This is a genomic window from Pseudoalteromonas sp. S3776 (genome assembly GCF_005886915.1).
In the GTDB taxonomy this organism is placed as follows: domain Bacteria; phylum Pseudomonadota; class Gammaproteobacteria; order Enterobacterales; family Alteromonadaceae; genus Pseudoalteromonas.
Genome location: NZ_PNCU01000022.1, coordinates 31,532 through 52,431, shown reverse-complemented (window position 1 = coordinate 52,431; position 20,900 = coordinate 31,532). Strand labels below are relative to the sequence as shown.

Here is a 20,900-nt window from a genome sequence, read left to right as displayed (position 1 = left end):
CTGCCTCCTAATGTGAGTGGCTTGCGCCGCTTTTTAATATATCGGCTTTAATTACATAACTGTTTTGCGTTACATACTCACTGTTTGACGACAGCCCCTCAAGTACCTCAACCCACTCGCTGTTTTTAGCACCTAATTTTACAGGGCGTACTTCAAACACATTGCCATTTTTAATAAACACACTCGGTTTACCGTTAAACTCTTGCACAGCAGTAGCCTTTACTCGAACTGCAGCATTAACATTTGCGATACTAACGTCGCTATTTACGTGCATGCCTGGGCGCCAATGGCCGTCTGGATTTTTAAGCGCAATACGCGCACGTGCAATATGTCCACCCGTCATCATAGGTGCGATAAAAAACACCTTACCCTGTGCGTGTAAATGATGATGTAAGTCGTACACTTTGGCGTTTTGTCCTATGGCAAGTTTTTCAATATTTTCAGGAAACGCAGAGAGCTCAACCCATACAGTTTCAAGGTTGACTATTTGCATTAACGCGCTATTGGCAAGCTCACCGCGTTTTAAATATTGCTCGGTAATAACGCCTGTCATTGGGCTTTTTATGGTGTAATTTTGCAGTGTTTCGCGGTTGGTGATACTTGCAAGCTTCTCGCCTTTTTTAACGTTTTGACCAATGCTTACAAAAATATTGTTAACTAAACCGGTGTAAGGCGCCATTACTTCAACAGTTCCTTGAGCTGTGGGGGCAATAACACCAAATAAAGTATCGGTTAGTTCAACGCTACCCGCTTTTGCAATGTCGGTTTTAATACCAGCACGTTCAATTGCTGCTTCGCTTAGGGTTGTACGCCCTTCTTCTTGCTCGTGGTGGTAATTAATTTTTTGCCCTTTATAACGTGCCATTACATCAAGCTTAAACGAGTGCGGCTCATTCACGCTTACGGTACTGACCAAATAGTCATCTTCGGCTTTAAAGCGAATTAGCTGTGGTTTTTCACTTAAACGCTGTACGTTTATGGTTACGTCCAACTGATTTATATCCACAGCATTTTCGTTATCATACCCGTATATTCGTAGCTCGGTATTACCAGCAAACTGAGTTAATTTAAGCTCTAAATCAAGCGCGTTATTGGTGAGTAAAAACCCGCCATGAGGGCCTTTTTCTTGGTGTTCATCTTCATGGCCTTCTTCATGACCTTCTGCGTGATGATTAGCCGACGCCATAGCCTTGCTACTTAATAATGGGAATGCAAAAAATTGCGTAACTAATAATGCGATAAGTGTTTTGTTCATGATTGATGAGTCTCAATTAAAGATTGGCCAGTTAAGCGCTCAAGAGTAAGTAGTACTTGATATAGTTCGCTATGGGTGTTGATAAGTGCGCGTTTAGAATCAAATAAAGCTTGCTGCGCGTCTAGCAATTGCAATACCGATATTTGCCCTTGTTGATAGCTCTTTAAGCTTTGTTCTATAAGCTTTTTTGCTTGAGGAATAACGTGCTGCGTTAAAAGTTGTGCCTGCTCAGTTTTACCTTGGTAGTACGCATACAGCGTGCGTATTTGTTGGCGCAACTGAATACGCAATAGCCCTTGTTGCTCATTAAGTAAGGTAAGTTGATGCTGCGCCGCCTCAATATTACCGCTATTAGAATTACTTAATTGCAGCGGCATTGAAAACGAAAACACAAACGAGCTGGCGTCAGCTTGTTGGTTATAACGCACACCGCCGCCTAGCGTTAAATCACTTTGACCCGTTGATTTTTGCAGTGCCAAGTTGGCAGTTTGTTGCACATATTGTTGCTGTAACAATGCAAACTCAGGTGCACTATTAACCGCATCAAGCAGTGCTTGCTCGCTTTTAAGAGGGGTAATGAAACTTAAATCACCGGCATAATAATCGCTATATACCTGTTTTTGCCAAAGCTCATTAAGCGCTAAACGGGCACGCTCAAATTCACTTTTTAACATGAGCATATTTAGATCTACTTGGCTTAATGCATAGCGCATACGAGTTACATCAGCACTTGAGGCAGCACCTGCTTTAGCGCGCTTTTCAATTGCGTTAAGCGCCTGCTCAACAGTGTGTTTACGCTCACTGTTTAACGTAATTAACGCTTGAAATTTTAGTACTTGGTAATAACGCTCAGCGGTGGTGGCTAAAAGTGCTAACCGAGTGTTTTTATACTCAATTGTTTGCGCTTTAATATTTGCAGTAGCGTAATTAATACGGTTTTGGCGTTTGTCGCCCAGCTCTATTAATTGGCTTAAAGCCAGTGTGTACTGCGCCCCCGAAAAGGCATTAAAGCTGTGAGTTCCTAAAAAATTTTCAGCTTCAAAACTCAGCTCAGGGTTTGGCGAAAGCGCAGCTTGGTTTTTAAGCGCTGTTAATATTTTTTTATGGTACGGGTAACGTTTAAGCAGGGCATTTTGCTGCTCGGTATTTTTAAGCGCTTGTTGTAGCGTTAATACGTTTTGAGGCGCTTTTTTTGCCAAAACGTTATGAACTGGTAGTGCGCACAGTAGCGCCACCAGCATTAGTGTTTTTTTATTCATATAGCAGGTCCGTTTTTAACAAACAGAGTTGGCTTAATCACAGTGCTTGTCTTAATAACAAGCGCAATCAAGCAACCTAAATATGCACACAACTAGCCTAACAACGCTTATGCGCAGACTGTAATGTACAAAAGTATTTAAAGTTAGAATCTAGCTATAAAAATTGGGTGGCGGAACATCTGGTGGGTAATTTAAACCATTGTAACAGGCAGTATTTGTGGCTTGGCTTTGCTCAGGACTTATAGAATGATTTATTGTACTGTAGTAGCCACAGTGGCAGTGCTGATGGGCATGAATTTCAGTAGGTGATTGCGCATCATCGTCATTGGTATCGCTATGAGCGTGAATATGCGTGGCATGATCTACTTCTTCTTGTAAATGATACGCAGCAGCGTCACAGCTAATAAAGCTATGCACAAGCACTAAAAGTATCACAACTAAAAAGTAGTTTGAGCGCATTACCTACCTAAAACTATAAAATGCAATTTAAGAAAGCGCACAATACATTAAATTTATTCAAATGTAGAGAGCCGCTCACGTTATTTTCTAAATTCACTTGGTGATACACCCACTGATTTTTTAAACCGTTTAGAAAAATTAAATATATTAGGATACCCCACATAAGCGGCAATATGAGCAACAGGCCAGCGGGTATTTAGTAGTAAGCTTTTAGCTCGTTTAATACGTAAATAAATTAGCTGCTGCATTGGGCTTTTGGCATATTGTGCTTGGCATAACCTATGTAAATGCGGCGCTGAGTAATGCACGTGTTCGCACATAGCCTCTATTGTCCAATCAAACTGTAAGCGTTCTTCTATCTCTAAAAACAAGCTGGTTAACCTGTTTTGCCCGCCTATTTGCGCTTCGCTTTGCAGCGTAGTGTTTAAATAATGGCTTAAAATAGGCATAACGCCTTCACGTAAAGTAGCGCTTTTCTCACTGTATAAAAGCTCCATAGCTAAATGCAATGACTCTAATTTTTGTTCATAAAGTACAAGCGCCTCAGTCAAATTTAAGTGCTTCCAACGATGAGTATTTGCAAGGTTTAACCAAATAACATCCCAATGCGGAGCATCAATTTTCACTTCAAAGCCTTGCTTAGCAGGTAACACAATCAGCGTATTTTCTGTCAACGTATATTTGTTATGTTCTGTCGTAAGCTTTCCTTGGCCTGACAATGTATAAAACAGGGTGTGCTCTAAAGGCGATGAGCGCGCAACACAATATCGCCCCGATAAATTAGAACACCCTGCTAGTGTTATTTGCAGTTCTGGGGCTTGAGCAAGTGCCGCTACGTCAATAAACCGCTCTGTACACTCAGGGCCAATATCAAGTACATCTACAATGGTGTTGCGCATAATTTAAATGATAGTTTTGGATAAATACAAGAGAGCTTTAAGCATAACCTCAATGCATTATTTTAGCTATATTTAAGCCACTATAATTGCCACACATGCAATAGGACACAAATGAACTCACTTCAGCACATAATTAACCGCCGCGATTGGGAGAATCCAATTTCGGTGCAAGTTAATCAAGTAAAAGCGCACAGCCCACTTAATGGTTTTAAAACGGTTGAGCATGCCCGTAAAAACACACAATCACAAAAACAAAGTTTAAACGGTCAGTGGGATTTTAAATTATTTGATAAACCCGAAGCGGTTGATGAGTCATTGCTAAGTGAAACACTCGCCAACAGCTGGCAACGTATTCCAGTGCCTTCTAACTGGCAAGTGCACGGCTTTGATAAACCTATTTATTGTAATGTTAAATACCCATTTGCAGTTAACCCGCCATTTGTACCAAGCGATAACCCAACAGGCTGTTACCGCACTGAATTTACTGTTACGGCGGATCAATTAGCGCAGCGTAACCATATTATTTTTGAAGGCGTTAACTCGGCGTTTCACCTTTGGTGTAATGGCCAATGGGTAGGCTACTCGCAGGATAGCCGCTTACCCAGCGAATTTGATTTAAGCGAGCTTTTAGTGGCTGGCACCAACCGTATTGCCGTTATGGTTATTCGCTGGAGCGATGGTAGTTACTTAGAAGATCAAGACATGTGGTGGCTAAGCGGTATATTCCGCGATGTTAATTTACTTACCAAACCACAAAACCAAATACGCGATGTATTTATAACCCCCGATTTAGACGCCTGCTACCGCGATGCGACTTTATATATTAAAACCGCGATAGATGCGCCAAATAACTACCAAGTAGCCGTACAGGTTTTTGATGGTGAACAAGCACTGTGTGAGCCACAAATACAAAGCACTAACAATAAACGTGTGGATGAAAAAGGCGGCTGGAGCGATGTTGTATTTCAAACAATTGATATACAAAATCCTAAAAAATGGACCGCCGAGACCCCTTATTTATACCGCTGTGTTGTAAGCTTGTTAAATGAGCAAGGCAACATAGTAGACGCAGAAGCCTACAACATTGGCTTTAGAAAAGTAGAAATGCTTAACGGTCAGCTTTGCTTAAACGGCAAGCCGCTACTCATACGCGGTGTTAACCGCCACGAACACCACCCTGAAAACGGCCACACAGTAAGCACCGCCGACATGATTGAAGATATTAAGCTTATGAAGCAAAATAACTTTAATGCTGTACGTACTGCCCACTATCCTAACCACCCTCGTTTTTACGAGCTGTGTGACGAGCTAGGCTTATACGTAGTGGACGAAGCAAACATAGAAACCCATGGCATGTTCCCTATGGGGCGTTTAGCCAGCGATCCGCAATGGGCTGGTGCATTTATGTCGCGCTATACGCAAATGGTTGAGCGCGATAAAAACCACGCCTCTATTATTATTTGGTCATTGGGTAACGAATGCGGACACGGCGCAAACCACGATGCCATGTACGGATGGTCAAAAAGCTTTGACCCTTCGCGCCCTGTGCAATACGAAGGCGGCGGCGCAAATACCACCGCAACCGACATTATTTGCCCTATGTATGCTCGTGTAGATACCCATGTTGCCGATGACGCCGTACCAAAATATTCAATTAAAAAATGGTTAAGCCTACCGGGTGAAACACGCCCACTTATTTTATGCGAGTACGCCCATGCAATGGGTAACAGCCTAGGTAGTTTTGACGATTACTGGCAGGCGTTTAGAGAGTACCCGCGCTTACAAGGTGGCTTTATTTGGGATTGGGTAGACCAAGGTTTATCTAAAACTGATGAAAACGGTAAGCATTATTGGGCTTACGGCGGCGATTTTGGTGATGAACTAAATGACCGCCAATTTTGTATTAACGGCTTATTGTTCCCAGACCGCACGCCCCATCCTAGTCTGTTTGAAGCTAAATACAGCCAACAGCATTTACAATTTACATTGCGTGAGCAAACTAAAAATCAATACAGCATTGATGTATTTAGCGATTACGTATTTAGACACACAGATAACGAAAAACTGGTTTGGCAGTTAATAGAAAATGGGCGATGTATAGAGCAAGGCGAGCAAGTTATTAATATTGCTCCGCAAAGTACGCAAACAATCACTGTTAATACAAAAACGGTGTTTAAAGCTGGTGCGCAATATCACCTTAATTTAGATGTAGCATTGATTAACGACTCAAGCTTTGCAAGTGCCGAGCATGTATTAAACACCGAGCAATTTAAGCTTATAAATAGCCAAAGTTTAAGCGCTGATGCATTTAAGCCCACTTTTGTAGCCTCAGCACATGGTGCGCTAAATATTAGCGAAACCAACACACAGCTTAGTATTGAAGGCGATACCTTTAAACTTGTGTTTAATAGCCAAACAGGCCTTATTGAGCAATGGCTACACAATCAAATCCAAGTTATTAAAAGCCCATTAGTTGATAATTTTTACCGCGCCCCGCTTGATAACGACATAGGCGTAAGCGAGGTAGACAACTTAGATCCTAACGCATGGGAAGCGCGCTGGCTAAGAGCGGGTATTGGGCAGTGGCAGCGTACATGTCGCTCGTTTGAAGTTGTGCAATCAAAAGTAGATATACGTATTACCTGTGTATTTAGTTATGAATTTAATGGCGCAGTACAAGCAAAAACAACATGGCTTTATACGCTTAATAATACAGGTACAATTAACTTAAATGTTGATGTGCAACTAAACGATGCTTTGCCGCCCATGCCGCGTATAGGATTAAGCACAACGCTTAATAAACAAAGCGATACTCTAGTAAATTGGCTTGGTTTAGGCCCATTTGAAAACTACCCAGATCGCAAAGCAGCTGCGCGTTTAGGTTATTACAGCTTGAGCTTAAATGAGCTACATACACCGTATATATTCCCAACCGATAACGGCGTGCGTAGTGATTGCCAATTACTTAGCGTTAATAATTTAACCGTCACTGGTGCATTTTTATTTGCTGCCAGTGAGTACTCACAAAATATGTTATCGCAAGCAAAGCACACTAATGAGCTAGTAGCTGATGATTGCTTACATATCCATATTGATCATCAACATATGGGTGTTGGCGGCGATGATTCGTGGAGCCCAAGTACCCATAAAGAATATTTACTTGAGCAAACGCAGTACAACTACTCTTTAACTTTTTTGACTAAATAATATAGCCCTCAACTCAAACAAAAATAGCGGCTAAATTAGCCGCTATTTTTTAACTATAAATTCCTGGAGTTATTTATCAGCTAGCTTTTTAGCAATAACACTATCAACCGAAAAGCTACCAGCCCCTTGCACAGCAAGCGCTGCAGTTACAACTAATAAAGTAAGTGCGTATTCGTAACCGTTGTTAGCCATAAATAAACCATTGTTAATGTGTACGCTAAATATAGCAATCAACATTGTAAACGCCGTAACTAGGGCTGCTGGGCGTGTTAATAAACCAAGTGCTAATGCAATACCGCCAAAAAATTCAGCGCTGCCTGCCATTAAAGCCAACCAGTATCCAGGTTCTAAGCCAATATTTGCCATCCACTGCCCTGTGCCTTCAAGGCCGTAACCGCCAAACCAAGCAAATAATTTTTGCGCGCCGTGCGCTGCTAAAATTAAGCCAACTGGTACACGTAAAACAAGTGCTGCTGCACCTGCTTTAGAGTTTAATATTTTTTGTAGTAGTGTCATGCGTTTTATCCTGCGTAAATTTATATGGTGTTAGTTTTGCTAACCGATGAACACAGTTTACTATCATCATTTAAAAACATTAATATCGATATTATTGGTTAATTATAAACACTACGTTTAAAATTGAGTTGTTGAGCGTGTTATTTTGGACATAGAGCACTTACACATGTAAAAGTGATTTTAATCGCGCAGTTTTAAACCTTATTAAACAGTAAACTGATAGCTAAATAGTGCGGCTCTGCTAGTATAAAAAAGTAGTAAAAAATTGGATCCGCTTATGAGCTATGAAAGTAATAGATTGACTTTTTTCCCACCTAAAAATAAAGAAGCGTTCTTTTTTATTTTTATTCTTTTGCTCGCATTATTTATTACTTTTGATTCTCATGCTGCCGATGTATGCAAAATAAAGCACTTAAATTCACCCACGCCGGCCTCTGTGCTGAAGGTAAATACTCCTTCTGAACTGACAGCTCAGCGCGGTGTTAATCAATACCAAATTAATTGCTCACTTGAAAACGGTGGCGTACTCAGTTTTTTGCGCCCAGGACTTGATAGCTTTACTTGGCAGCAAAAAAATACGGTAAAAGCGCCATTAAAATCAGGGCAAGTCGCCTATTTAATGGACTCAGGTACCTTTACAGCCACAATAACATTAGAGTCAAAGCTTAATTACACACCGCGATTTAAATGGCAACACGCCCATACTTATTTTGAAAAAACGCAGCAACATTCGCTGATTATGGGATCATTTTATGGGCTATGCATAACGCTTATTTTTTATGTATTGATAATGGGGCACAGGCTTAACGAAAGTGTGTTTAAGCTCTACAGCATTTATATTTTTTGTATTGGTAGCTTTATTTTATTACAAGAAGGGCAACTGTATTTATTTGTAACACAGCATGTATCTGGCGTTATTTTTAATTTATATCTGCTCAGTATTGGTTTAACTGTGCTAAGTGCCACATGGTTTATGCTCGCTTTGCTAGAAACAAACAAACGCTGGCCTAGATTAACTAAGTTACTCAAAGCATTAGCCTGTGCTGTCATGATAAGTGCAGTACTTAAAATGCTATTTACAAACCTGTTTTTTTGGACAATAGCAGGGTATGTGATGTCTTATTGTTCACTCTTTATTGTGGCTGTTATTTTTACATTGGCAGCTATGCAAGCTTTCAAGGGTGTACGTGAAGCAACACTCGTTTTTGTAGCGCTTAGCCTTGTGTTAGTCAGTATGATCTTTAGGGTGCTGCTTATAAACCAAAGCCCGTTTATGCAGCGTTATGGGTTTGTGTTAGCATTTGCGGTTGAATCATTTTTGTTAGCCGTTGCGGTATCAAGGCGTATTAGCCGAATGCGAATCGCACAAAAGCGCGCCGAGACCGAAGCCGACTACGACCCTCTTTGTAGTATTTTAAACCGCAGAGGCTGGGCTAAAAAATCATCTTCGCTTCTAGATTTGCACACTAAAAAAGGCGGTGTATTGTGCTTAATGTATATAGATTTAGATGACTTTAAACAAATAAATGACACCTACGGCCACGCTGTAGGTGACGATGCTTTATGCAAAGTCGCCACTTGCTTAAAAAGCAGTGTTCGCAGCAACGATGCTGTAGGGCGTTTAGGCGGTGATGAATTTGTAGTGCTAGCGCACTTTTATAAAAATGCGCAGGTAAGCCCTAAAACTCATCATTTAAAAACCACCTTGAATAGGCTCACAATAAATCACAACAACGACCCTATTACCATTAAAGCCAGCGTGGGAACCACCATATTTAGTGAACCGCCCCACTCTATTGATGAAATTTTAAAAGCGGGCGACACTGCCATGTACCATGAAAAGTTACAACGAAAAGTTAAGCCACTCACATTAGTAGATGGCTAATTTTAAGCAATATAGCTTATTACTATTAAACCGTAACCGGCTTTGCAAATTGTTTACGGTTTACATAGTGGCTCATAATAATGGTAAACAACGTTGAGCACACTGCTGCCGCAGCGTATACCTGCCAAATCACAAATTCAAACTTAAGCGCCAGTGCAATTACAGCAAAAAATACGCATCCGCCTAACGAGCCAATAATGCCACCGTTAAGCACCTTATACGCTGAGTATTTTTTATTACTAGCATGCGCAATACTCCCCATTACCGCTAATATCACCGGGAAGGTAGATAGCAAACCACTCCACATAGCGCCTATGTTTGCTGATAAAAACGTAACTAAAACAATAAAGCAGCTGACCAATAGCATTTTTACAGGCAGCTCCCAGGCCGCGAGAAAAGGTTTAGCATCGGGCGCACACTTTAACTTACTTGAGGCCAGCGCAAGCACCCATAAAGTTCCTAGCGAAAGCAGCGATGCAAAGGCAATATTCACTGGCAATAACAAGGTAAATGCACTAAAAGTACACCACAGTATTAATGCAGCAAACAACGCTTTAACCACCCTATATTTTGCAAGCATGGCAGCATAACAAAAGCAAAATAAGCCAATACCGCTCATGCCATACAGCGACGCCACAGCTGAATTGCTCGCAAATAGCTTACCTTGCTCAAGCGCAATGAAATAACTAATAGGGCCTGATGTGATAGGTAACCCAGGAATAATACCACTTACAAAGCTGCCAAAGTGTTTTTGGGCATAGTGAATAAAAAATAAAAGTACCGGCGCAATGGTGAGTTTTAACAGCAACATAAACAACCATAAAGTATGAGAGTTGCGTGTTAGTCTACGTTTTAAAATCCGTACTGTAGAGTGAGTAAATATCATTCATACGGTGTAATTATTTTCATCTATAGGTACAGAAAAGGCCACTAAAAAGTGGCCTAATTTTTAATAAATATTGCTTATGCTTTTTTAAATAAAACCTCAGGGTTTACCATGGTTTTCATTTCAAGCACATTGCCGTTTGGATCTTCGATAAAAAAGGTTTCTTGTTCAAACTCATCACCAACAAAACGACGATAAGGTTTGTCTAGGTATTCAAGCCCTGCATCTTCTATACGTTTTTTTAAACCGTTAAATTCGTCTTCTGATAAGTGAATACCAAAGTGCGGTACCGCCACAGCCCCCATATCTACATCATGGCGCACAGTGGGTAGGCGCTCTTCGCTTTGGTGTAATGTGAGCTCATTACCCCAAAAGTCTATGTCTACCCAGCGCCCTTCTTCGCTGTTCCCTGTTTTACAGCCAAGCACATCACAGTAAAACGTTTTAGCCACTTTTAGATCGCCCGCGGGTATAGCTAAGTGCAAACAGTTAGACATAAATTACCTTTAATCTTTTAAATTTGTATATTAATAACCTCTATTATACATAAAATATAATTTATGAAACATTAACAGCCAAAAATAAGCATAGTTAATACCACCAAAGCTTAAAAAATAGTCTTAATAACAATTAACGCTAGCCCCCACATTTTATTTATTAGAGATAGTTAGAAAGCGTAAAAGGATTAGTTTAAAATGCACCACTATGATTAAATTCTTATTTTTAAAGTTTATAACTTTCTTTTTAGGCTTTGTTGCCTGCTTTGCCATGCACACTACGTTTGCTCTGCCTTTAGTTATTTCGGCGGCGCTAACGGGGCTTATTGGCTCGTTTATTCCTTTTCCTAAACAATTTAAAAACCACCCTTATGCGGCTATTTACGCAGGTAGCTTTGCCGGCATGTGTTCTACGCATTTGATTACAAGCTATTGGGAAATAGCCATAATTTCAGTTATTGGCGCCAGTTTATATGTGCTTACCATAAATATGTTTACCGGATTTGGCGGTAAGCTTGGCAGTGTTGCTTTTGCAAGCGTGGCTTTATTTATGTTGGCTAAAGGAGTGGTTTTATGAATTTAGAATACCCATTTATAGCCTTATTAGGTGCATTTTTAACGTTTTTCTTAGCCAAACATAATCGTTTTGACGGCATACGAGCCTCGGCGTCGCTTTCTATTATTGCTTATTTACTATTAACTGCTTTAAACCTAAACCCCGACTTATACTCAGTCGTATTTTTTGGCGGCACATTTATAGGCATGAGTGCCCCACATAGGTTTGGTATTTATACCGTTACCAGCTCATCTATTTTATTTTCGCTTTTATTTGAATACCTAGTCCCAAAGCTTGATGGTTATGGCGGTGCGCTAGGGGTGAGTGCGTTTTTATCTATTTGTATTTGCCATATGTTTATTTTACTCGGCGCGCCAAGAAGTAAAAAGCAAAGCTCTTAAAGCTAGCTCAAACCAGTAAGTAACGTGTTTATTTTATTAATTAAAGTAAGCGCAACATGAAAAAATTCATAGCTTGTTATGTTCCTTTTTTCTACAACTCTGTTAGAATCCTCCGCGATCTTTGTTTACCCTAAATAAAGACTAATCGTATATGGATTTATGAATATGAAAAAAATAATCGCAGTAGCAGCACTTTCTTTACTTCCTTTCTCGAATGCTATGGCTGACCAAGATATTGGTTGTGGCCTAGGCTCTATGTTATTTGCTGGTCAGCAAGGTAAAGGCGTTAAAATTTTGGGCGCTACAACTAATGGTACTTCTGGTAACCAAACTTTCGGTATTACTTTCGGTACTTTAGGTTGTGACGGTACTGGTACAGTTACTTCTTCTGAAAAAATCGCATTATTCATCGATGGCAACATGGAGCAACTTGCTCGTGATATGTCTCAAGGTGAAGGCGAAACTTTAGCAACACTTGCTGAGGTTTGGGGCGTTGCAGAACAAGATAAAGCAGCATTCAACAAACTTGCTCAAGCACAGTTTTCTTCAGTATTTACTTCTGAGAACGTAACATCACAAACAGTGTTAGAAAACCTAAACGCTGTTGTAGCAAGCGACGCACAACTAGCTTCTTATACGCTTTCTTAATCAGCTAAATTAGCCGGTTTTATATGTATAAATAAAGCCGCTAGAGTATCCTCTAGCGGCTTTTTTATGATTTAGTGATTATGAAAAAAATATTATTTACCTTGCTAGCCATACTTTTTAGTATGCATTCAAATGCTAAAAGTATTGAAAAAAGTACCTTAGCCACACACCCTTATTGGCTTAAACTGGGCCACTACCGCAATACAACCTTCAAAAGCTGGAAAAGCGAGGTGGATAGCGCCGAGTTTTTTTTATCGCCTACAGGAAAAACCAGCCCAGTAGATGAGTTAAATGCCACCATTAGCGCATTTAATACCAGTAAAAGCAGTCAACAAAAATACAGCTGTCAATTTCCAGCTCGCTACACATGGCTAAAATCAAAAATTAAAAACAATTGGCCTGCTCTTGATTGCGCTGAGCTTAAAACCTGGCAGCAAGTCATTAATCCTAAAGGGGTTACGCTTGTATTCCCTACCGCATTTATGAACAGCCCTTCATCAATGTTTGGGCACACTTTACTGCGCATCGACGCTAAAGATCAAACCCGTAGTAAAGAACTGATTGCCTTTGCTGTAAACTTTGCGGCAGAACCTGATGACTCAGATAACGCCGCCATGTATGCACTTAAAGGCCTTGTTGGTAGCTATCCGGGTAAGTTTTCACTTATGCCGTATTATAAAAAAGTACGCGAATATAATGATTTAGAATCACGCGATATTTGGGAATACAAACTCAACTTAACTGAGCAACAAGTTGAGCGGGTATTACTGCATTTATGGGAGTTACAACACGCCACTTTTGATTACTTTTTTATCGACGAGAATTGCTCCTATCAGTTACTCGCGTTACTGCAATTAGCAAATGAGGAGCTTAACTTAACCTCACAATTTAATATGCAGGCTATTCCTTCAGACACTGTTGCCGTGTTGAGGGATAACAATTTATTGCAAACACCACATTATCGTCCTGCCTTTGGCACTAAGTTATTTCACTATTCAACGCAATTGAGTGACCAACAACTAACTGATGCCAGAGCCCTTATGCAAGGCAAGCCATTAAATACACGTAATTACTCACAACAAGAACTTATTGCCCTATTAGAAATGGCGTACGAATGGTTAAATTTTGAATTTTACGACAAAGCCCTTAATCGTGAAGAAATAGCCCCAAGGCTTACCAAGCTATTAATAATGCGCAGTAAGTATGCGCTTCCTTCACCTTTGTCTAAACCAGCAAGGCCTAAGGCGTCACCAGAACAAGGCCATGGTTCTTCAAGGCTAACAGCAAAAAGAGTGCAAAATAATAACCAGCAAAACACCACCAATTTAGCTTATCGCCTTGCTTATCATGATTTACTCGACAGACCCGCAGGCTTTATACCCGGTGCTCAAATTAGCTTTTTTGACTTAGCAGCCAACCTATCAGATAGCGGTAATAGCCAGATTGAGCATTTTTACTTACTTGATGCTATGTCGCTTGCCCCCGATAATCGTGTATTTGATAGCTGGTCGTGGAACATAAAAATGGGCTTTAATAGGCAACCAAGCCCAAACAAACGCTCTGGCCGTTTTTTTACCAAAGGTGGATATGGTAAGTCTTATGGCAACCCAAACAGTGTGCATGGCTATGTTTTAGGGCAATTGGAGCTAAATTCTGGCGATATAACTAATCAACTAAGTGTTGGAATAGGTAGTGAGGCGGGCGTAATTTGGCAGGCAAACAATAACCATAAATTAGTACTTACAGGCAATGTGTTTTGGCTAAGCGATAATGCAGCAAGTAGCCATAGTGAAATCGCTCTGACATGGAATTATGCTTTTGTACAAAACTTTTCGCTTCGCGCTCAAATTAAGCATGAAAAATGGCATGCTACCAATACATCTGCAACCTTAGCTTTGCAGTTCTACTTCTAACTACAAGCAACAGCCTTACTTGAGTGAGGCTGCCCTACCGCTCTATATAAATTTTTTAATTAACTGCCCTTAGTTACAAAATTACCAATCAGCTAAAAATACACTGTTGCTTTGAAACAGAAACTTTTAGGTCTTTGCCAGTAAGCCCATTCGCTGCGGTTAAACACTTCCGAGTTACCTTAAACTAGCTAACTATGCATAATTTTTTGTAAGATGCTGTGCTGTTTGCTGTACTTTGTGATACACACTGAATTTAATTTACCTGTTATTATTGCTACGTGAGTAATTAGCCTTTTTGACCCTTTTATCCCTTTTCCGAAGTCTTTTAAAACCCATCCAAACGCTGTTATTAACGCAGGAAATTTTGTGGGTATGCGTTCTTCTAGCTTAATTAACAGTTACTGAAAACTTGGTTTTATTTGATTCTTAAGCGCTTGTTTGTATATGCTTACTTTAAATTTATTTTCTGGCTTTGGAGGAAATTAGGAAGTATTGCATTTGTAATGTGTTGAATTATTTGTCTTAGCTAAGAGAGTATTTGTATGGCAATTTAATACCCAGCAATTGTGTTTTTCAGCGCTTTATTAGCTTTTCTACTTGCCAAGTATAAGCCTATTAGTGCTACTAGTGCCTCTTCGGGTTTATCTATATTTGCTTACCGCATTTTTTATAGTTTTAACTTACAACACGAGCTTAACAATGTCATTTTTTGCTGGTACGTTTATTAATATGAGTACACCTAAGCGTTTTGGTCTGTATACAATGACCAGCATTGTAGTAATTTTTGCGATCCTATTTGAATATTTAGTCCCTAAATAAGTAACAACGGTGGAACACTAGGCACTATGCATTTTGTCTGCATGTACTTGTCATATTTTCATTTATTAAGTGCACCACGTAGTAATAGGTAATATATAATATGAATACCTTTTAAATTTAAAATTCCGTAGTTCAAAAAATAGCTCAAATAAATCTGATCCCTTGTAAAAAAACTCCCGTAAAGTTACGAGATTGTTAATTAGATCTCACACAGAAGGATCAGATCATGAACAAATTACTGAAGGTATGCCTCATTACATTTCCCTTGTTGCTAGCACAAGGTTGTAATGACGATGATGACGATAACACCCCTGTAAAAGTTGAGCCCGAATCATCTTCAACCATTGTTGATGTAGCAAGAGACGCGGGTAACTTTACTACTTTAGTTGCAGCATTAGAGGCAACAGGTTTAGATGATACTCTTGCCGACACTAGCCAAGAATTTACTGTTTTCGCTCCTACCGATGATGCCTTTGCGCTTCTTGGCGAAGACACAATAAACGGATTGCTAGCAGATACAGATACACTTAGTTCAATACTTACTTATCACGTAGTTTCAGGTAGCGTTAACGCTGAAGCAGCAATTGGTCTTGCTGGTACAACGGTTGACACTGTAAACGGCGGCAAAGTCGCTTTATCGTTAAATGGCGATAGCTTGTTAATAAACACAAGCACAGTAACCATGACTGACATTGCAACTGACAACGGCATCATTCATGTAATTGATGCAGTACTTATGCCTATCGCCACAGCTGAAGCAGCACCAACTACCAATATCGTCGAAACAGCACAACAGGCAGGTGGATTCACCACGTTACTTGCTGCATTAGACGCTGCGGGTTTAACAGCAGCATTAAGCGACGAATCAGCACAGTTCACTGTTTTTGCACCCACCGACGCGGCCTTTGAAGCCGTTGGTAGCAAAATGATCAATACGCTTTTAGCAAACCCAGATGTACTTGGCGACATTTTAAAGCAACATGTTTTGACTGGCGCGGTTGATTCGGTAACTGCTATGTCATTAAATGGTCAATCTGCAGAAACGCTGCTAGGCAACTCTCTTCCAATTACAATTAATGCCGAAACAGACATGTTAATGTTTGGTGGTGCCAATATTGTGGTTAAAGACATTGCTACAACTAATGGGGTAATTCATGTAATCGATTCAGTTATTGTGGCTGATGTAACACTACCAGAAAGCTTTGGTACAATTGCTGATGTTGCCAGCGATAATGGTAACTTTACAACACTGATTGCCGCACTAGGTGCAACAGGGCTAGACACGTTAATTACTGACCCTACCAATACATTTACAGTATTTGCTCCTACCGATGACGCTTTTGCAGCGCTTGGGCAAGACACTATTGATGCACTACTTGCAGACACTGATACACTTCGCGATATTTTACTCTACCAGGTAGTTGCTGATGTAAGCGTTTTATCTGACGCAGCAGTCACCATTGCAAATAGCGAAAATAATAAAGTGGAAATGGCAAATGGCGATATGGCCGCCCTATCGTACGTAGACAGCGTACTGTTTATCAACGACTCTGCCGTCACTGCGGCAAATGTAACAGCCGATAATGGTGTAATTCATGTACTCAATAATGTCATTATGCCACCAGCCGAAGTAGGCACACCTACCAAAACTATTGCTACTGTTGCAACAGAAACAGACGCACTTTCAACATTAGTAACAGCCTTACAAGCTGCTGACTTAGTTGATACGTTTAATGATACAACAAAATCGTTCACCGTATTTGCTCCAACAAATGCCGCATTTAATAAAATCCCAACTGATACCTTAAACGCGCTACTCGCTGATACAGATGCATTAACCGGCGTATTAACGCAGCACGTTTTAGGTGCTCAAGTAGGTAGTACAGATGCGTTTGCAACAAACGGTAAAATGGTCACTACGCTTGCTGAAAACATGATAAGTGTAAACATTGTCGACTTTACTAGTACCACCAATGCTACAACAGACAGTGTTGCATACGATGCAAACAATGCACGCTTAGTAACAGGCATGGCTGATAGCACTGCGGGTAAAACGCTTTACGTTTTTGACAACGATTTAGGTGAGTCAATGAGCGCATGTGAAGATACATGTGCTACAACGTGGCCACCAGTGCTGGGCACAGCGGACTCTATTGAAAACATACCGGGTTTATCACTTATTGCTCGTGCAGACAGCACTATGCAGGTTGCATATCTAGGTCGTCCATTATACACCTACTCAGGCGATACCGCTCTTGGCGATGAAAATGGCCAAGGTGTAGGCAATGTTTGGTGGCAAGTAAGCTTACCTGCAACTTCATTGCAAGTTGCTGGTAGTAACGTAACAACTACCGACATATACACTAGCAATGGCGTGGTTCATTTGATTGATACAGTCATTACTACTGCACAATAGTTTCTTTCCTTAGACAACAAAGTTAAGAGTGGATAACCACTCTTAACTTTTACATTTCACGCAATTATCATTGTTTTTCTGCGAACTAGTTGGGTAGCCAAATAAAATACTTAGCTTAGCTTTAAACCCTTTTGCTGTATAAGTTTGTTTAATTAAATGCCACCATTGATGAAATGTAATTGTGACTGGATTATTGCTATTTAACTGCCCCACAATGCCATACTTACATCGCTTATTAGAGTCTTCTTCAACAAATGTACCAAACAACTTATCCCAGATTATAAGTACGCCTGCAAAATTTTTATCCAAGTATTTTCGGTTTATAGCGTGATGAACACGATGATGCGATGGCGTATTAAATACGCTTTCAAACCAGCCTAACTTGCCTACGATTTGCGTATGCACAAAAAATTGATACGCCAAATTAAGGGCCACTACGCTAAATACGGTCAAAGGGTCAAAGCCAAGCAGTATCATAGGCAGCCAAAATACCCACATGCCGGCTACTGGGTACATTATGCTTTGCCTAAATGCAGTGGTAAAATTCATCTTAGTGGAGCTGTGGTGCACCACATGGGCCGCCCACAACCAATGAATATGGTGCGATGCACGATGAAACCAATAGTACAAAAAATCTTGCAGCAAAAATGCAAAAGCAACACTTAATACACTTAGCTTTATATCAAATAAGCGGTATTCGTAAAGCATATAAAAAAATGGCATAAGTAGCAGCAATGCTATTGCATCCGCGCCTTGGTGCAGCAAGGCTAAAACAGTGTTTGCTAGGCTATCTTTTATATTGTAATAGCGTTTAAATTTTACAAATTCAAAGCACACAAATACTAAAAACACAGGGCTTAGGGCAAGTAAAATAATTTCTGAGTTCATACTTTGCCCGCCATAAAGTAATGCTGCAGTTTAATTAATGCCTGGGTTATATCTTTACTAATTAGGTGTTTTAGCAAAGCATTTGGCAGCCACCACGGCGCTTTACAGCGTATACAATAAGTAAGCTCGGTAGTGCTGCTTTTAGCGCCTACATTAGCAACTAAATAAATATCACCTTGATGGTGTGCCACAGGCTTATCACCGATTATTTGATAGCAAATATGGCTGGGGTTAGCCATTATTATACGCTCATTAAACGTGGCATTTGCCATTTTTACTTGCCTAATGGCGCCTTTACCGCCTTTTAGCTCACCACTATTTTGTGTTTGTATTAGCTCAAACTTGGCATTAAAAAAACGATCTAACTGCTGATGATCCAACAAGGTGGTTATTATTTGCAAAGGTTCTGCGTTAAGCGTTTGTTTTATTGATATAAAGATCATTAGTTACAGCGAAGATAATTACTCATGTAACTAGCATATAAAAATTGAACATGGCAAGCTTGCTCATACACGACCATTTTTTAGCTTTAGACGACAAATGCATACACTGGCTGATCATTATTTTTCGAGCATTTTAGATTACTTGCAAACCCAAGGTATTGATTCTAGTACAGCTCTTAACGCCATCGGGTTTACTGAATTTAGTCGTAAGCGTAGTCAGCAACTAGCACCGCGTATTAGCTTACAAAGTTACAATGCGCTGCTTGAGTATGGGCAAAAAGCGCTAAACGATCCGCTGTTTGGTTTTACTTTGGGTATGCACATTCGCCCCGCTGATTACGGTATATTGGGCTATTTAATTGAATCGAGCGATACGCTAAGTAGCGCTATAAAGGCACTATTAAATTACGACAGCTTAGTGGCAGATATTGGTAAAGCGCAGTTTTTGCAAACTGCAAACACCGCCACGGTTCGCTGGCATGCTCACCCTCATTGTAATGAACAAGTTGTACTACGAAACATGACCGCGTGGGTAAGCGTTATTCGCCAGCTAATAAACGCATCACTTTGCCCAAGCAGTATCAGCTTTATACATAATTGGCCTAAAAAGCATACACATCAGTTAGAGACGTGGTTTAAGTGCCCTGTTACAAGCGGTACAGCACATAATCAAATCAACTTTCCCAGTCGTTATTTAGACCTTGCCTTTAAAACCGACAACGCCATTGTAAATGCTACATTTAATCAGCTTTCACAGCAGCAGTTATCACACTTTAAAAGCCATCAAAGCCTTGTAGAAAAAGTTAAACAGTTACTTTCTACTAAAACAACGCTACAAAATTGCCAGCTTATGAGTGTTGCAAGCGCATTAAACGTAACACCACGCACGCTACAACGCCATTTAAAAAAACAACATGTAACCTTTGCGCAATTACTAGAACAAGAAAGAAAAAACCGCTCCCACACGTTAATTGGCACGCTCCCACTTAGCGAACTCGCTAACCTGTTAGGCTTTAAAGATCAAAGCTCGTTTAATCGCGCCTTTTTACGATGGCACCATTGCACACCCACACAGTTTATAAAAAGTAAATAATCGGCATAGCCACTCACATTAAATAAACATTAATGGTATACCTTTTAATCAACACTCTTTAAACTAGGGCACATAATAATAAAAATGTGGGTTATATTTGTGCGTGTTGTTATGAGTATTTGTATGTTTATGCTTTATAGCGTTATGTGCAACGCACAGACCATTACCTTTATCGCAGAAGACCTGCCGCCTTATCATTTTATAAATGAAAATAACCAACCTGACGGCGCATTAATCGATTTAGCCAAAGCCACCATTAAACACACAAAGCTATCCGCCAAGTTTGAAATAATCCCGATGGCGCGTATTTTTACAATGCTTAAAAACAACCCAAATGCAATTGCGTTGTCTCTTTTAAAAACCCCCATTAGGGCAAGCCAGTACACCTGGTTAGGTGAATCATACTTCGCTGATGCGTATTTAGTTAGTTTAAAAAACCGTACCGACGAAGTTACCCACCTTAACCATGCAAAATTTTACCAAGTAGCCACCATACGTGGCTATTCTAGTGCAAACTATTTAAAAAATGCCGGTTTTGTAGAAGGTGAAAACCTAGTTCTTGTAAGCTACTATCAACAACTATGGCAAATGCTTTATAAAAAACGCATCGATTTTGTATTAACCAATACACTTACATTAAATAACGAGCTAAAGCATTCAGGCCTTAATCCGAGTTTAATAACTAAACGCATCCATTTAACCGACTACCCTTCAAAATTATATTTTAGTGCCAGCAAAGCGCTAGATAAACACACCGCACGCGCTATTAGCGATGCACTTAACACGCTAAAAGAAAACGGTGAATATCAGGCTATTTTAACCAAGTAGCAACTACCGCTTCCGGCGACTGCCAACAAATT

18 protein-coding genes are annotated in these 20,900 nt (G+C 40.2%); 9 read left to right on the top strand and 9 right to left on the bottom strand.

The features are described 5' to 3' along the window. Nucleotides 1-7: 7 nt before the first annotated feature. The 4 genes from CWC16_RS11055 to CWC16_RS11040 form a co-directional block, all read right to left on the bottom strand. Nucleotides 8-1,255, bottom strand: coding sequence for an efflux RND transporter periplasmic adaptor subunit (locus tag CWC16_RS11055; RefSeq protein WP_138541583.1), 1,248 nt, complete (start codon nt 1,253-1,255; stop codon nt 8-10). Then, nucleotides 1,252-2,514: a TolC family protein gene (locus CWC16_RS11050; RefSeq protein ID WP_138541582.1), complete on the bottom strand. Its 1,263-nt coding sequence runs from the start codon at nt 2,512-2,514 to the stop codon at nt 1,252-1,254. Before CWC16_RS11050 ends, CWC16_RS11055 begins: the two co-directional genes overlap by 4 nt. Before the next feature lie 150 nt (nt 2,515-2,664). Continuing rightward, nucleotides 2,665-2,973, bottom strand: a complete 309-nt coding sequence (locus CWC16_RS11045) for a hypothetical protein (protein WP_055015085.1) — start codon at nt 2,971-2,973, stop codon at nt 2,665-2,667. A gap of 80 nt (nt 2,974-3,053) precedes the next feature. Then, complete coding sequence (locus tag CWC16_RS11040) at nt 3,054-3,872, bottom strand: AraC family transcriptional regulator (protein WP_138541581.1); 819 nt, start codon at nt 3,870-3,872, stop codon at nt 3,054-3,056. Nucleotides 3,873-3,983: 111 nt separating this feature from the next. On the opposite strand from CWC16_RS11040, the gene CWC16_RS11035 reads away from it, so the two are divergent. After that, nucleotides 3,984-7,079 carry a beta-galactosidase gene (locus tag CWC16_RS11035; RefSeq protein ID WP_138541580.1) on the top strand — a complete coding sequence of 1,032 codons (3,096 nt, stop codon included), beginning with the start codon at nt 3,984-3,986 and terminating at the stop codon, nt 7,077-7,079. A 69-nt stretch (nt 7,080-7,148) separates the two neighbouring features. Here CWC16_RS11035 and CWC16_RS11030 read toward each other — a convergent pair whose 3' ends face one another. Next, nucleotides 7,149-7,595 carry a DoxX family protein gene (locus CWC16_RS11030; protein WP_138541579.1) on the bottom strand — a complete coding sequence of 149 codons (447 nt, stop codon included), beginning with the start codon at nt 7,593-7,595 and terminating at the stop codon, nt 7,149-7,151. 277 nt (nt 7,596-7,872) lie between these two features. Here CWC16_RS11030 and CWC16_RS11025 point away from each other — a divergent pair, with 277 nt between their 5' ends. Next, complete coding sequence (locus CWC16_RS11025) at nt 7,873-9,480, top strand: sensor domain-containing diguanylate cyclase (protein ID WP_138541578.1); 1,608 nt, start codon at nt 7,873-7,875, stop codon at nt 9,478-9,480. Nucleotides 9,481-9,505: 25 nt separating this feature from the next. On the opposite strand, the gene CWC16_RS11020 is transcribed toward CWC16_RS11025, so the two are convergent. Further along, nucleotides 9,506-10,291, bottom strand: a complete 786-nt coding sequence (locus tag CWC16_RS11020; RefSeq protein WP_249929236.1) for a hypothetical protein — start codon at nt 10,289-10,291, stop codon at nt 9,506-9,508. A gap of 152 nt (nt 10,292-10,443) precedes the next feature. After that, complete coding sequence (locus CWC16_RS11015; protein ID WP_024033213.1) at nt 10,444-10,863, bottom strand: VOC family protein; 420 nt, start codon at nt 10,861-10,863, stop codon at nt 10,444-10,446. Between the two features lie 271 nt (nt 10,864-11,134). On the opposite strand from CWC16_RS11015, the gene CWC16_RS11010 reads away from it, so the two are divergent. The 5 genes from CWC16_RS11010 (at nt 11,135) to CWC16_RS10985 (ending at nt 17,616) form a co-directional block, all read left to right on the top strand. Next, entirely contained in the window at nt 11,135-11,440 is a 306-nt protein-coding gene (locus CWC16_RS11010; RefSeq protein WP_055018457.1) for a hypothetical protein, read from the top strand. Next, on the top strand, nt 11,437-11,820 hold the full coding sequence (locus CWC16_RS11005; RefSeq protein WP_138541577.1) for a hypothetical protein: 384 nt from the start codon (nt 11,437-11,439) through the stop codon (nt 11,818-11,820). The genes CWC16_RS11010 and CWC16_RS11005 overlap by 4 nt, the downstream gene beginning before the upstream one ends. A gap of 165 nt (nt 11,821-11,985) precedes the next feature. Beyond that, nucleotides 11,986-12,468, top strand: a complete 483-nt coding sequence (locus CWC16_RS11000) for a DUF3015 domain-containing protein (RefSeq protein ID WP_138541576.1) — start codon at nt 11,986-11,988, stop codon at nt 12,466-12,468. Nucleotides 12,469-12,548: 80 nt separating this feature from the next. Further along, nucleotides 12,549-14,381 (top strand): Lnb N-terminal periplasmic domain-containing protein, encoded by a 1,833-nt coding sequence (locus CWC16_RS10995; protein ID WP_138541575.1) that lies wholly within the window; start codon nt 12,549-12,551, stop codon nt 14,379-14,381. A 1,045-nt stretch (nt 14,382-15,426) separates the two neighbouring features. Continuing rightward, nucleotides 15,427-17,616, top strand: a complete 2,190-nt coding sequence (locus CWC16_RS10985; RefSeq protein WP_138541574.1) for a fasciclin domain-containing protein — start codon at nt 15,427-15,429, stop codon at nt 17,614-17,616. A gap of 42 nt (nt 17,617-17,658) precedes the next feature. Here CWC16_RS10985 and CWC16_RS10980 read toward each other — a convergent pair whose 3' ends face one another. Together CWC16_RS10980 and CWC16_RS10975 are read right to left on the bottom strand one after the other, a co-directional pair. Further along, nucleotides 17,659-18,504 (bottom strand): sterol desaturase family protein, encoded by an 846-nt coding sequence (locus CWC16_RS10980; protein WP_138541573.1) that lies wholly within the window; start codon nt 18,502-18,504, stop codon nt 17,659-17,661. Beyond that, entirely contained in the window at nt 18,501-18,947 is a 447-nt protein-coding gene (locus tag CWC16_RS10975) for an SRPBCC family protein (RefSeq protein WP_138541572.1), read from the bottom strand. The genes CWC16_RS10980 and CWC16_RS10975 overlap by 4 nt, the downstream gene beginning before the upstream one ends. Nucleotides 18,948-19,044: 97 nt before the next feature. Between CWC16_RS10975 and CWC16_RS10970 the strand changes: the two genes are divergently transcribed. Then, complete coding sequence (locus CWC16_RS10970; protein WP_138541571.1) at nt 19,045-20,040, top strand: AraC family transcriptional regulator; 996 nt, start codon at nt 19,045-19,047, stop codon at nt 20,038-20,040. Nucleotides 20,041-20,163: 123 nt separating this feature from the next. After that, complete coding sequence (locus CWC16_RS10965) at nt 20,164-20,868, top strand: substrate-binding periplasmic protein (protein WP_502705074.1); 705 nt, start codon at nt 20,164-20,166, stop codon at nt 20,866-20,868. The last annotated feature ends 32 nt before the right edge of the window (nt 20,869-20,900 follow it).